We start from the raw sequence: 13,613 nt of genomic DNA, 5'->3' as shown, positions 1-13,613 counted from the left end.
GGCTTGCTCGATTAACGACCCTACCGGGAGAGAGACAGACAATGGCACTTATCAGCATGCGCCAGATGTTGGACCACGCAGCCGAATTCGGCTACGGCGTTCCAGCTTTCAACGTAAACAACCTGGAACAGATGCGCGCCATTATGGAAGCGGCCGACAAGACCGACTCCCCGGTGATCGTCCAGGCTTCTGCCGGTGCCCGCAAATACGCCGGTGCGCCGTTTCTGCGTCACCTGATTCTCGCCGCGATCGAAGAATTTCCGCACATCCCGGTGGTCATGCACCAGGACCACGGCACCAGCCCTGACATCTGCCAGCGCTCGATCCAGCTGGGCTTCAGCTCGGTGATGATGGACGGCTCGCTGCGTGAAGACGGCAAGTCCCCAGCCGATTACGACTACAACGTCGACGTTACCCGTCGCGTAGTGTCCTTTGCTCACGCCTGCGGCGTTTCCGTGGAAGGTGAGCTGGGCGTGCTGGGTTCGCTGGAAACCGGTATGGCCGGTGAAGAAGATGGTGTTGGCGCGGAAGGCGTTCTGGACCACAGCCAGATGCTGACCGACCCTGAAGAAGCGGCTGACTTCGTCAAGCGCACCCAGGTCGATGCTCTGGCCATTGCCATTGGCACCAGCCACGGTGCGTACAAGTTCACCAAGCCGCCTACCGGTGACATCCTGGCGATCGAGCGTATTAAAGAGATCCACAAGCGCATCCCTAACACTCACCTGGTGATGCACGGTTCCTCGTCCGTTCCACAGGAATGGCTGAAGATCATCAACGAGTTCGGCGGCGACATCAAAGAAACCTACGGTGTGCCGGTCGAAGAAATCGTTGAAGGCATCAAGCACGGCGTGCGCAAGGTCAACATCGATACCGACCTGCGTCTGGCCTCTACCGGTGCCATCCGCGAATTCATGGCTAAAAACCCAAGCGAGTTCGACCCGCGCAAGTATCTGGCCAAAACCGTCTCGGCCATGCGTGACGTGTGCATCGCGCGCTACGAAGCCTTCGGCACCGCTGGCAACGCCTCGAAGATCAAACCGATCTCCCTGGACGCCATGTTCGAACGCTACGCGCGTGGCGAGCTGGATGCCAAGATCAACTGAGTTGATTGCGCATTGAAGAAACCCGCAGAAATGCGGGTTTTTTTATAGCGCTTCGAAATTGGCAGCGCGGCGCAGATTTGTGACGCAGAGCGTCACGACAGGCATTCCCACGCTGGAGTGGTATGACCCCCGAAGGTTGGACGCAACCTTTGGAGGCGTCATGGGTAAATATACAGTGCAGGCAAAACTCGCAGCCGTGAAAGAATATTGTGCCGGCAAGGCAGGGTTGAGGGATGTTGCGCATCGCCACGATGTGGACTTTTCCTGTCTTCGTCAGTGGGTCGCGGCTTATCAGATCCACGGCCCAGCGGCTCTTAAAGAGAAAAAGCGGCAGCGTTACAGTGACGAGTTCAAGCTAGCTGTTTTGAAGCGCATGCATGATGAGCGATTATCACTGCGCCAGACAGCGGCCTTGTTCGATATCCGTCAGTTCGGCATCATCAATCTATGGCAGCGCCTTTTTGACGAAGGTGCGCTTAACGCCTCCTCAAAGCCCCCTGAGAAAGCTGGACGCCCAAGAAAGATGACGACGACCCTTCCCCCTGTGAATTCCGCTCCAGTCGACGATGAATCGCGTTCGCGTGACGAGTTGCTTGCCGAGGTGAAGCAACTGCGGATGGAGGTCGATTATCTAAAAAAGCTCGATGCCTTGGTTCAGAAGAAGCAACGAATAGCGCAGCAGAAAAAGCGCAAATCGTAATAGAACTGAGGCCTTTGCATTCTCTGGACGGCCTGCTGAAGTTTGCCGGTCTGGCACGCAGCACTTTTTACTATCAACAAAAGGTACTGCTGGCAGACGACAAATACGCAGGGCTGAAGGACCTGATTCAGGCAACGTTCTACGAGCATAAGGGCCGGTATGGCTATCGTCGCATCACGGCAGTCTTGCGCAGGGCGGGCCATCTTGTGAACCACAAGACGGTGCAGAAACTAATGGGGCAGCTAGGCCTGAAGAGCCTGATACGCGTGAAGAAATACCGTTTCTACAAAGGCGAAACAGGTAAGGCCGCGCCTAACCTGCTAAAGCGTGATTTCAAAGCGCAATACCTTAACCAGAAATGGGCCACCGACGTGACCGAATTCAAAGTAGGAGGCCAGAAACTCTATCTGTCGCCGATCATGGATTTGTACAACGGCGAAATCATTTCCTATGCGATTGCCAGGCGCCCGCTGTACTCCATGGTCGACGAAATGCTTGACGGAGCATTCACGCGGCTTGGACCGGATGAAAAGCCGATTTTGCATTCTGACCAGGGCTGGCAATATCGGATGCCTATTTACCAGCGACTGCTCCATGAGAATTCGATCACAGCCAGCATGTCGCGCAAGGGTAACTGCTATGACAACGCGGCTATAGAGAGCTTTTTTAGCACGCTGAAATCCGAATTTTTCTACCTGAACAAATTTAACGATCTGGATGAGCTTCAAGCGGGTATCGAAGAGTACATTGAGTATTACAATCACTCACGCATAAAACTGAAGCTTAACGGCCTGAGTCCTGTGGAATTCAGGATGCAGGCCGCCAAGGCAGCGTAAGTGGATAATTGTCCAACCTTCGGGGGGCATACCAGAGCGTGAGGAACGATCGGCGTCCGGGAGAACACCTACAACTATCGTGCGACGCTCCGCGTCGCATGCCTTTCTGGACGCTCTGCGTCCTCTCTTGAAGTTGCTTAAACGCTCTTCATCAACCCCGCACACGCCGCCTTGTAAGCTTCGTGCTGATACTTGTTAAGCGTATCGGGCAGGGCGAAAGCGTGTTTCTTGTTCTGCGCATTAATGGTCTGCGGCGAGATCAGCGCTACATCGCAATCGGACATCAGTTGAAAGATGGTTTCGATCTTGAATGTGGTCGGGCCGCCGGCGAATTCGCCTTTCTTGCTGCGTTTTTTGATGGCGATGTGACTGACGCCGTGTTCGCGTACGAAGCTGGCGAGCTGCGTAGCGAAAGCCTTGACGTTGGCAGGCTCTTCATCGTCCTCCAGCGCGATCTTTTTCGTGGCCAGCGGCAGATGAGCGAGCCCGCTGCTCTGCCGAGTGGCAAGGGCGAAGATAGCTTCGCTGCCTTTGATTTCTACACCGCAAATAATCATGAGAAAACCTGATGAGCTCGTTCATATAAAGAAGCAGGTTATCTCATCGTAGACGTTATTCCTGTGCAATCGACTCCAGGTACTCCGAGCGCTCGTCGCTCATGCGCGCAATGCAGTCGTTTTCACTGATGGTGAATGCTTTGCTGCCTGCCGCAGAAGGGAAGACTTCAACGGCGCAATCTGCGTCACGCAGCTTCTCCCAGGCTTGCTGGGCGGTCTTGAGTTTGCTGGTAAAGTCGTTGAATTGCGTCTTGTTGGCAACGAACTGGGACTGAACACGCTTGAGCAGGTTGTTGAAATTTTCCTTGAGCAATTCTTCTGCAGTCGTGCGGCTGTAAACCGAGCACTCCAGAGTCTGCTTGTCATCGTCAACACCGTCGCAAGGCGAGACATCCGGGTTCTGAGCAGCCTGTACGCCTGTCACAGCCGTTGCCATCAGGGCCAGGGTCAGCAAAAACGTTTTCATCGAGTCGCTCCGATCCATTGATACGCTGGATTCTGTCTCAAGCGCGAGACAATGAACAGGTTTACGACATCGTGGGGCGACACGCCGTCACCCTTTGTCGCATCTTGACGCTTTCGGCAAACCCCCTGTCGTTTTTGCACCCGGTTCACGCGACCCTCCGGCATATGCTGACCCCATTAGCGCCGACAGCCGATTCGGCGCGCCGGAATCAAAAAAGGGGACAGCCTGATGAGCCCAGCCGAATTGCACGCCGACAGCATCGTTATTGACGGGCTGATCATCGCCAAGTGGAACCGCGAGCTGTTTGAAGACATGCGCAAGGGCGGCCTGACCATGGCCAACTGCACGGTGTCGGTATGGGAAGGCTTCCAGGCCACTATCAACAGCATCTGCAGCAGCCAGAAACTGATGCGCGAAAACAGCGACCTGGTCATGCCGGTGCACACCACCGCAGACATTCGCAAGGCCAAGGAACTGGGCAAGACCGGCATCCTCTTCGGCTTCCAGAATGCGCATGCCTATGAAGACCAGATCGGCTACGTCGAGATCTTCAAGCAACTGGGCGTCGGCATCGTGCAGATGTGCTACAACACCCAGAACCTGGTCGGCACCGGCTGCTACGAACGTGACGGCGGGCTGTCGGGTTTCGGTCGTGAGATCGTCGCTGAAATGAACCGTGTCGGAGTGATGTGCGACCTGTCCCACGTGGGTTCGAAAACCTCGGAAGAAGTCATTCTCGAATCGAAAAAGCCGGTCTGCTATTCCCACTGCCTGCCTTCAGGCCTCAAAGAGCATCCGCGCAACAAATCCGACGCTGAACTGAAGTTTATTGCCGACCACGGCGGCTTTGTGGGTGTGACCATGTTCGCGCCGTTTCTGGCCAAGGGCATCGATTCGACCATCGACGATTACGCCGAAGCCATCGAATACGTGATGAACATCGTGGGTGAAGATGCCATCGGCATTGGTACTGACTTTACCCAGGGGCACGGTCAGGACTTTTTTGAATACCTGACCCACGACAAGGGCTATGCCCGCCGTCTGACCAGCTTCGGCAAGATCATCAACCCGCTGGGCATCCGCACCGTGGGCGAGTTTCCCAATCTGACTGAAACATTGCTCAAGCGCGGTCATTCCGAGCGCGTGGTGCGCAAGATCATGGGCGAGAACTGGGTCAACGTACTGGCCGACGTCTGGGGCGAGTAATCCGCCAGCCACACCTTATCGAATTGAACCCCCGCGGCCTTTCAGGCGGTGGGTGTAACCCGAATCATCTGGAGTTTGACCCCCATGGCTAAAATCGCCCCGCAACTGCCTATCGAAGTCGACAGCGAAACCGGCGTCTGGACCTCCGATGCGTTGCCGATGCTCTATGTGCCCCGGCACTTTTTCGTCAACAACCACATGGGCATCGAAGAAGTGCTGGGTGCCGATGCCTACGCTGACATTCTCTACAAAGCCGGTTACAAGTCCGCCTGGCACTGGTGTGAAAAAGAAGCCGAATGCCACGGCCTGCAAGGTGTTGCCGTGTTCGAGCACTACATGAAGCGTCTGTCGCAACGCGGCTGGGGGCTGTTCAAGATTCAGGACATCGATATCGAAAAAGGCACCGCCAGCGTGAAGCTTGAGCACTCCTGTTTCGTGTATGTCTACGGCAAGGTCGGACGTAAGGTCGACTACATGTTCACCGGCTGGTTTGCCGGGGCGATGGACCAGATACTCGCCGCCAGCGGCAGCTCGATCCGTACCGTAGCCGAGCAGGTTTACGGTGGTTCCGAAGAAGGTCACGACGACGGACTGTTTGTCGTCAAGCCGCTGTAAATCGAGGATCGCGTTATGGCTTTCGAAGCGATGTTCCAGCCGATCCAGATTGGCAAACTGACAATCCGTAACCGTGTGTTGAGTACCGCGCACGCTGAGGTTTATGCCACAGACGGCGGTATGACCACCGACCGGTATGTGAAGTACTACGAAGAGAAGGCCAAGGGCGGCATCGGTCTGGCCATCTGCGGCGGCTCATCAAGTGTCGCCATCGACAGCCCGCAAGGCTGGTGGAAATCGGTCAATCTGGCGACCGACAGAATCATCCCGCACTTCCAGAACCTCGCCGACGCCATGCACAAGCACGGCGCCAAGATCATGATCCAGATTACTCACATGGGCCGTCGCTCGCGCTGGGATGGTGATCACTGGCCGACCCTGATGTCGCCGTCAGGCATTCGCGAGCCGGTACACCGTGCGACTTGCAAGACCATTGAGCCGGAGGAGATCTGGCGAGTGATCGGCAACTACGCCAGCGCAGCGGCGCGTGCCAAGGCCGGTGGGCTGGACGGGGTCGAGTTGTCGGCGGTGCACCAGCACATGATCGACCAGTTCTGGAGCCCGCGGGTCAACAAGCGCACCGATGAATGGGGTGGCAGTTTCGAGAACCGCATGCGCTTCGGCCTGGAAGTGATCAAGGCGGTGCGCAAGGAGGTCGGCCCCGACTTTTGTGTGGGCCTGCGCATCTGTGGCGACGAGTTCCACCCCGATGGTCTCAGTCACGAGGACATGAAACAGATCGCCAAGTATTACGACGACACCGGCATGATCGATTTCATCGGCGTGGTGGGCTCGGGTTGCGACACCCACAACACCCTGGCCAACGTCATTCCGAACATGAGTTATCCACCGGAGCCGTTTTTGCACTTGGCGGCCGGGATCAAGGAAGTGGTCAAGGCCCCGGTGCTGCACGCGCAGAACATCAAGGACCCGAACCAGGCAACGCGAATTCTGGAAGGCGGCTATGTCGACATGGTCGGCATGACCCGCGCGCACATTGCCGACCCGCACCTGATCGCCAAGATCAAGATGGGCCAGATCGATCAGATCAAGCAATGCGTCGGTGCCAACTACTGCATCGACCGCCAGTATCAGGGGCTGGATGTGCTGTGCATTCAGAACGCTGCGACGTCCCGCGAATACATGGGCGTGCCGCACATCATCGAAAAATCAGCCGGGCCAAAACGCAAGGTCGTGGTGGTCGGTGCCGGTCCTGCCGGTATGGAAGCGGCTCGGGTATCTGCCGAGCGTGGCCATGACGTAACGCTGTTCGAGAAAAAGGAGTTCATCGGCGGGCAGATCACTACCGCGTCCAAGGCACCGCAGCGCGACCAGATTGCCGGTATTACGCGCTGGTTCCAGCTGGAGCTGGCGCGCTTGAAAGTAGATTTGCGTCTGGGTGTTGCGGCCGATGCAGCAACCATCCTCGACCTGCGCCCGGACATCGTGGTGCTGGCGGTCGGCGGTCACCCGTTTCTTGAGCAGAACGAACACTGGGGTGCGGCTGAAGGCCTGGTGGTCAGCAGTTGGGATGTGCTGGACGGCAAGGTGGCGCCCGGCAAGAACGTGCTGGTCTACGACACCATCTGCGAGTTCACCGGCATGTCGGTGGCCGACTATCTGGCCGACAAGGGCAGCCAGGTCGAAATCGTCACCGATGACATCAAGCCGGGCGTGGCAATTGGCGGAACCTCGTTCCCGACCTACTACCGCAGCATGTACCCCAAGGAAGTGATCATGACCGGCGACATGATGCTGGAAAAGGTCTATCGCGAGGGCGACAAGCTGGTGGCGGTGCTGGAGAACGAATACACCGGTGCCAGGGAAGAGCGAGTGGTCGATCAAGTGGTGGTGGAAAACGGCGTGCGTCCGGACGAAGCGATTTATTACGCGCTCAAGGAAGGCTCGCGCAACAAGGGCCAGATCGACATCGATGCGCTATTCGCCATTCAGCCACAGCCTTCATTGAGCCAGCCGGGCGACGGTTACCTGCTGTTCCGTATCGGCGACTGCGTGGCGCAGCGCAATACCCATGCAGCGATCTATGACGGCTTGCGCCTGTGCAAGGATTTTTGAGAACAGCTACAGGTTGCAAGCTTCAAGCTGCAAGTAGAAGCCTTTGCTCGGTACTTTTTCTTGAAGCTTGCAGCTTGAGGCTTCCAGCTTAAAGCTTGCATCTTGAGGGCAACGTGATGCTAGACACCCTTCTTCCCATCCTGCTGTTCAGCGCCCTGGCCCTTGCGGCGCTGGGTGCGTGGCGGCGGGTGAGCATGTGGCGCAACGGACGGCCCTCGAAAGTCGACTTGCTCGGCGGGCTGCTGGCCATGCCCAAGCGCTACATGGTTGACCTGCACCACGTAGTCGCACGCGATAAATACATCGCCAACACCCATGTTGCCACTGCAGGCGGGGCGGTTGCCTCAATCGTGCTGGCGATTCTGGTGCACGGCTTCGGCCTGCATAACCGCGTTCTTGGCTACGCGCTATTGCTAATGACGGCGGTGATGTTTGTCGGCGCGGTATTTGTCTATAAGCGTCGTCTCAATCCGCCCGCGCGTTTGTCGAAAGGGCCGTGGATGCGTCTGCCGAAAAGCCTCATGGCGTTTTCCGCGAGTTTCTTTCTGGTCACGCTGCCGGTGGCGGGCATTCTTCCCGAGCATTTTGGTGGCTGGGTGCTCGTCGCTGTTCTCGGGCTGGGCGTGCTGTGGGGCGTAAGCGAACTGTTTTTCGGCATGACCTGGGGCGGGCCGATGAAGCACGCCTTCGCCGGGGCCCTGCACCTGGCCTGGCACCGGCGTGCCGAGCGCTTTGCTGGTGGTCGCTCCACGGGCCTGAAACCTTTGGACCTGAACGATCGAACCGCACCGCTGGGTGTGGAGAAACCTCAGGACTTCACCTGGAACCAACTGCTGGGCTTCGACGCCTGCGTGCAGTGCGGCAAGTGCGAAGCGGCCTGCCCGGCGTTTGCGGCAGGCCAGCCACTCAACCCGAAAAAGTTGATTCAGGACATGGTGGTCGGCCTTGCCGGTGGCACCGACGCAAAATTTGCGGGCAGTCCATATCCGTCGCTGGATGGCAAAGGCAAGCCGCTGGGCGAGCATGGCGGCAATCCGCATCAGCCCATCGTCAACGGGCTGGTGGACGCCGAAACGCTGTGGTCCTGCACCACGTGCCGAGCCTGCGTCGAAGAGTGCCCGATGATGATCGAGCACGTCGATGCCATCGTCGACATGCGCCGTCACCTGACCCTTGAAAAGGGCGCGACGCCAAACAAGGGTGCCGAGGTGCTGGATAACCTGATCGCCACCGATAACCCCGGCGGTTTTGCACCGGGTGGTCGGATGAACTGGGCAGCGGATCTGAACCTGAGTCTGCTCAGCGAGAGAAAGAGCGTGGACGTGCTGTTCTGGGTCGGCGATGGCGCGTTCGACATGCGCAATCAGCGCACGCTGCGCGCCTTTGTCAAAGTACTCAAAGCGGCCAGGATCGATTTCGCCGTGCTGGGCCTCGAAGAGCGCGACAGCGGTGACGTGGCACGGCGTCTGGGCGATGAGGCAACCTTTCAGGTACTTGCCCAACGCAACATTCAGACCCTGGCCAATTACAGCTTCAAGCGTATCGTGACCTGCGACCCACACAGTTTTCATGTGCTGAAAAACGAATATGGCGCTTTTGGCGGTGACTATCAGGTGCAGCATCACAGCACCTTCATGGCTGAACTGGTGCGCAATGGCGCATTGAGTCTGGGCCAGCACAAAGGTGCCAGCGTGACCTATCACGACCCGTGTTACCTGGGCCGTTATAACGGCGAGTACGAGGCCCCTCGTGACGTGCTGCGTGCGCTGGGTATAGAAATCAGGGAAATGCAGCGCTCGGGCTTTCGTTCCCGCTGCTGTGGCGGTGGTGGCGGCGCGCCGATCACCGATATCCCCGGCAAACAGCGAATTCCCGACATGCGCATGGACGACATTCGTGAAACCGCTGCCGAGGTGGTAGCAGTCGGTTGTCCACAGTGCACGGCCATGCTTGAAGGCGTGGTTGAACCACGCCCGCTGATCAAGGATATCGCCGAGCTGGTGGCCGATGCGCTGATTGAAGAAGTTATCCCCAGCCCGTCTGTTGCCAGCAAACGTGAACCCGCGGAGGTGTACTGATGAGCGACATTATCCGCCGCGACCCTCGTGCCGAGTGGATTGCTCGCAATCGACTGCACCCACTGCATGCGGCCATGCAGCCGGCGCTGAACAGCTGGATGGGACCAAACGGTTTGCTGCGCAAGAACGTGCATGGCCTGGGTTTTATCGGTCCCAACGGTATAAAGCGCATCGACCGTAGCGGCGCTCAGCAGGGTGGCGCGGTCAAGCGTTCGGCCGCTGCCGACGTGCAGTTGCCACTGCATGCCATCGTCGAGCCAGCGTTCTATATCACGGTGGTGCCCGATATGGTCGGCGGCCGCCTGAGCAGCCACGATCGCGACTTGCTGGGGCTGGCGCGTCAGCTTGCCGGAGCTGAAGGTGCCGTGCTGGCAGTGGTGTTCGGCGAACACAAGGAAACTGCGTTCGACGTTGCTGGCGTGGATCGGTTATTGATTATCGACGGTGCCGGGTTCGACGGTTATTCACCGGAACAGCGCGTGCAGGGTTTGCGAGCTGTGGATAACCAGTTCAACCCGCGCCACTGGCTGTTGCCGGACAGCCGTAGCGGCGGTGGCGAGCTGGGAAGACGTTTTGCCGCCAGTATCGGCGAGCGACCTGCAACGCGGGTCTGGCAGGTCAAGGACCAGCTGTGCATAAGTCGGGCAGGAGCCGGGCGCGAAGACCTGGTTCGGCCTTTGGCCCGTCTGATTCTGGCCGCCGTAGAGTGTGCCGAACCGGTGAGCGAAACCCGCCACGAGGTATTGGCGGTCGAGTTGTCCACAAGCGTGGCGCGCAGCCTGCCGCGTATAGAGGACCTGGGAGCGGTTGCCGTCGATCCCGGAGTTATCCCCATGGCTGAAGCCGAATTCATTCTGTCTGGCGGCAATGGTGTCAAAGACTGGGACCTGTTTCATCACGCCGCTTCGGTACTCGGGGCCACCGAAGGGGCGTCGCGGGTGGCGGTGGACGATGGTTTCATGGGCCGCGAGCGGCAGGTAGGCGCGAGTGGCACCTGGGTGACCGCAAGGGTGTATGTCGCCGTCGGTATTTCCGGGGCCATCCAGCATCTGCAGGGCATCGGCGCCTGCGACAAGGTCATTGCGATCAATCTGGATGCGGGGTGCGACATGGTCAAACGCGCTGATCTATCGGTCATCGGCGAGAGCGCCGAAGTGCTCACGGCGTTGATAGCCGCAGTGCAAGCCTGGCGCAGCGGAGGTAAGCGCGATGCAGCCTGAAGTGTCTGTGGATAAGCATGCGGTACAGATCATCAGTCTGGTGTCCATCGGGGCGCACCCGACATCGGGTCGTGCGCGCCGCGCCGAACAGGATGCGCGGGCCGTCGAGCTTGGCTTGCAGCTGGCTGGGGATAACTTGCAGGTACTGCACGCCGGCAATGCCGAAGAACCGGCACTGCGCGCTTACCTTGGCATGGGGCTCAACGAGCTGCATGTGCTGGAGCAACCCGAGGGCGCCGATGCGCTGGTCGCGTTGACTGACTACCTCCGCGATTCTGCCGCACAGGTGGTGCTGGCCGGCAGTCAGGCTGAAACCGGTGAAGGGTCGGGCATGCTGCCTTTTCTGTTGGCTGAAAGGCTGGGCTGGCCACTGGTGACCGGTCTGGCTGAGGTCGAGTCGCTGAACAACGGTACCGCAGTGGTGTTGCAGGCTCTGCCTCGCGGCCAGCGTCGTCGGCTGAAGGTCCGCCTGCCGTTTCTGGCCACTGTGGATAACGCGGCTCCCAAACCTCGACAGAGCGCATTCGGGCCCGCACAGCGTGGCACGCTGGACACCGAAAGAGTTCAGGTCGTTGCCGATGAGTTATTGACCAACCAAGCGCTGCAGCCAGCCAGACCGCGGCCCAAACGCCTGAAAGTGATCAAGGCCAAGAGCGGCGCTGATCGCATGAAAGCCGCCACTGCCAAGGCCAGCGGCGGCGCAGGCCAAGTGCTGAAGGGGCTGCGCCCGGAAGAGGGCGCAGCCGCGATTCTGAAGCTGTTGATCGATGAGGGCGTCGTAAAGTAAGGCTATGGTCTGGTGCTGCCCTCTTTGATGGGCGGTTTGCCTTTCTGCTCGGAGAGAGGCTGGAAGTAGGCATAGGAAATGCTCCCGTCCAGACCACCGCCATTACTGACCTCGACTTTTACATCCGCGTTTTCGTAACTGCGGTTGAAACTCGAAATCGTGATGGGTAGCAAGATGGCTCGTTTGAACGTTACGCCTGTACGGCCTTGGCCAAAACTTCCGTCCGGCTTGCCGGTAACCGAGAACCTCGATCCCTTACCGGCCTTGAGTATTTTGGCAGAGCGTATTTCATCGTTGTCGCAGCCATAGCTGTTATTGCCACTGCCCATTTTGAATTGTCTGTCCGCATTGAAGGGCACCGTGCAGACAATATTCTGTGTTGCCCCATTGCCTTCATAGAACACAATGCTTGCGTCGCTTATGTCGTTATCGTCTGCTTTGTTAAGCACTTTTATTCGTGAAACCTTACCGTCAAGCCCATTATTATGAGAGGCGACCTTGCAGTAGTAGAACGTATCGGCCGAGCCCTCGAATGAATCGATTCGCACCCTTTTGCCCATGGGAATCGATTGCTTGACGTCTATCAGTGTGAAGTCATCCTGCTTATCTGCGTCGGGGTTGTCGTACAGTTCTATACGCGTGCCCGCTCGAACACCCTCAAGTTCCATTGACCGGAGTTCGTCGTTCTCACACCCGCGTGAGGCAAGCTTCATGTCATATTGAACGCCGCTGGTGCCCCCACCCTGATTCACCGGCAATACGCAGGAGGTGTCCCCCGCACGGTTGGCCCGGTTGTCTTCGTAGAAATAGAGACCGCCTTGAGAAAGCGCCGCAGCATAGGGCAGCGCGTCACCCACCTGGTTGAAGTCAATGCCCAGGTAGTTGGGTTTGCGCCAACCGGTCGCTTCGCCGCAATAGTTTTCCACCCGGCGCTGCAACCAGGTCAGGTTGTTGTCCATGTTTCCTGCATGCAGCGTAGTACTGCCCCAGGCATGGAATTGATTAAGAACGAATAGCCGCGGCAAACCACCGTCACGGGTGCGCAATGAAAGGTCCATGTAGCTGTAGCGTCTTTTGCATTGCCAGTCATGAACCAGCGAAGTTATACCCAGGTTGTAGGAGTTCTCAACTTGCGTGTTGGGTGGCCAAAGAACCTCGGCCTGTTTGCCGGCCAGCGTGTACTTCTGCGCCGCTGACCCGTTCGATAACATGACGAGGCGTTTGTTACTGTCGATCATTTCCCCGAACCGTTGGCCAGCTTTGTCCGTTGGACCACATGGCTGTAATCCGCTATTTCCGGCACTTCTTCCAGCACCGGGAGCAGTTCGGCTGGGCTCAGCGTCGATTCGAAAAGCATGGAAATGACGGCATTTCGATCTTTCTTCATGTAGGCAATAAACTCTCTTAGCACGTCGCTTAACAAGGGCGCGTCCCTCCAGCATGCACCGATCGCCGGCAGATGGCATACCCGAACCCGTTTTTGCCCGTTGTCATCGCCCACATCCATGTGGATATCCAGCATGAACCCCCTGATACCGCGTTCCAGTTGTGGAGTAATGGCGTCCAGATAAGCATTGTGCGCAGTGACCCACGTGTACTGATCGAAGGTCTTGGTGAAGTCATTGATGCCCGGCGCTGCATACGCATCCTTGTTGACCCTGATCCAGTGGGCGTCTTCTGTTTCTGAGGTCGGGTAATACCAGTAATGCGCGGCTGCGTTACCGGAAAATTTCGAGCGGTAAAAAGTAATGTTATTCAGCGAGTGAATGGCGCCGGGGTACGTAGGTTCGTCCCATTCCTTCGGATCCTGCCATGTTCCTGCATGCTTGCCAGCATAGGTCCAGTAACTGTTGTCTGCAGCACCCGCAGGGTAATACCAGTTGTGTCTGGCCGGGCTGCCTTCCTTCAAGGCCTTGAAGAACCGTGTTTGGCCATTTTCATCGTAACGATGAATTTCCCCCACACG

Annotated in this window: 12 protein-coding genes; 8 read left to right on the top strand and 4 right to left on the bottom strand. The window is 57.9% G+C overall.

The features are described from left to right. Nucleotides 1-41: 41 nt before the first annotated feature. Entirely contained in the window at nucleotides 42-1,106 is a 1,065-nt protein-coding gene (fba, locus tag AC4ANE_RS25690) for a class II fructose-bisphosphate aldolase (protein WP_004654897.1), read from the top strand. A 160-nt stretch (nucleotides 1,107-1,266) separates the two neighbouring features. Beyond that, nucleotides 1,267-2,642 (top strand): IS3 family transposase gene (locus AC4ANE_RS25685; RefSeq protein ID WP_095178871.1). Its coding sequence is split into 2 segments (ribosomal slippage): nucleotides 1,267-1,738 and nucleotides 1,738-2,642, totalling 1,377 coding nucleotides; the frame shifts between segments, so codons are not numbered across the junction. A 137-nt stretch (nucleotides 2,643-2,779) separates the two neighbouring features. Here AC4ANE_RS25685 and AC4ANE_RS25680 read toward each other — a convergent pair. After that, nucleotides 2,780-3,199: a DUF3010 family protein gene (locus AC4ANE_RS25680; protein WP_002555669.1), complete on the bottom strand. Its 420-nt coding sequence runs from the start codon at nucleotides 3,197-3,199 to the stop codon at nucleotides 2,780-2,782. A 55-nt stretch (nucleotides 3,200-3,254) separates the two neighbouring features. After that, a complete protein-coding gene (locus tag AC4ANE_RS25675; RefSeq protein ID WP_002555668.1) occupies nucleotides 3,255-3,665 on the bottom strand; it encodes a lysozyme inhibitor LprI family protein in 411 nt (136 codons plus the stop codon). A gap of 228 nt (nucleotides 3,666-3,893) precedes the next feature. Here AC4ANE_RS25675 and AC4ANE_RS25670 point away from each other — a divergent pair, with 228 nt between their 5' ends. The 6 genes from AC4ANE_RS25670 (at nucleotide 3,894) to etfB (ending at nucleotide 11,647) form a co-directional block, all read left to right on the top strand. Then, entirely contained in the window at nucleotides 3,894-4,871 is a 978-nt protein-coding gene (locus AC4ANE_RS25670; RefSeq protein ID WP_002555667.1) for a dipeptidase, read from the top strand. Between the two features lie 84 nt (nucleotides 4,872-4,955). Continuing rightward, entirely contained in the window at nucleotides 4,956-5,486 is a 531-nt protein-coding gene (locus AC4ANE_RS25665) for a DUF5943 domain-containing protein (RefSeq protein ID WP_005613912.1), read from the top strand. 15 nt (nucleotides 5,487-5,501) lie between these two features. Further along, entirely contained in the window at nucleotides 5,502-7,562 is a 2,061-nt protein-coding gene (gene dgcA / locus AC4ANE_RS25660) for a dimethylglycine demethylation protein DgcA (protein WP_031598465.1), read from the top strand. Between the two features lie 116 nt (nucleotides 7,563-7,678). Beyond that, a complete protein-coding gene (gene dgcB, locus AC4ANE_RS25655; protein WP_002555664.1) occupies nucleotides 7,679-9,640 on the top strand; it encodes a dimethylglycine demethylation protein DgcB in 1,962 nt (653 codons plus the stop codon). Beyond that, a complete protein-coding gene (gene etfA / locus AC4ANE_RS25650; RefSeq protein ID WP_002555663.1) occupies nucleotides 9,640-10,860 on the top strand; it encodes an electron transfer flavoprotein subunit alpha in 1,221 nt (406 codons plus the stop codon). The genes dgcB and etfA overlap by 1 nt, the downstream gene beginning before the upstream one ends. Continuing rightward, nucleotides 10,850-11,647: an electron transfer flavoprotein subunit beta gene (etfB, locus tag AC4ANE_RS25645; protein ID WP_002555662.1), complete on the top strand. Its 798-nt coding sequence runs from the start codon at nucleotides 10,850-10,852 to the stop codon at nucleotides 11,645-11,647. Before etfA ends, etfB begins: the two co-directional genes overlap by 11 nt. 2 nt (nucleotides 11,648-11,649) lie before the next feature. Here the strand turns inward: etfB and AC4ANE_RS25640 are convergent, their stop codons facing one another. Both AC4ANE_RS25640 and AC4ANE_RS25635 read right to left on the bottom strand, forming a co-directional pair. Beyond that, nucleotides 11,650-12,885, bottom strand: coding sequence for a PI-PLC domain-containing protein (locus AC4ANE_RS25640; protein WP_460408598.1), 1,236 nt, complete (start codon nucleotides 12,883-12,885; stop codon nucleotides 11,650-11,652). Next, nucleotides 12,882-13,610 (bottom strand): PI-PLC domain-containing protein, encoded by a 729-nt coding sequence (locus tag AC4ANE_RS25635; RefSeq protein ID WP_460408597.1) that lies wholly within the window; start codon nucleotides 13,608-13,610, stop codon nucleotides 12,882-12,884. The genes AC4ANE_RS25640 and AC4ANE_RS25635 overlap by 4 nt, the downstream gene beginning before the upstream one ends. Between the last annotated feature and the right edge of the window lie 3 nt (nucleotides 13,611-13,613).

The sequence above is a fragment of the Pseudomonas sp. Pme6b genome, from assembly GCF_058129925.1.
The sequence above is the reverse complement of the archived record's forward strand: the minus strand, read 5'-3'. Positions and strand labels throughout refer to the sequence as shown.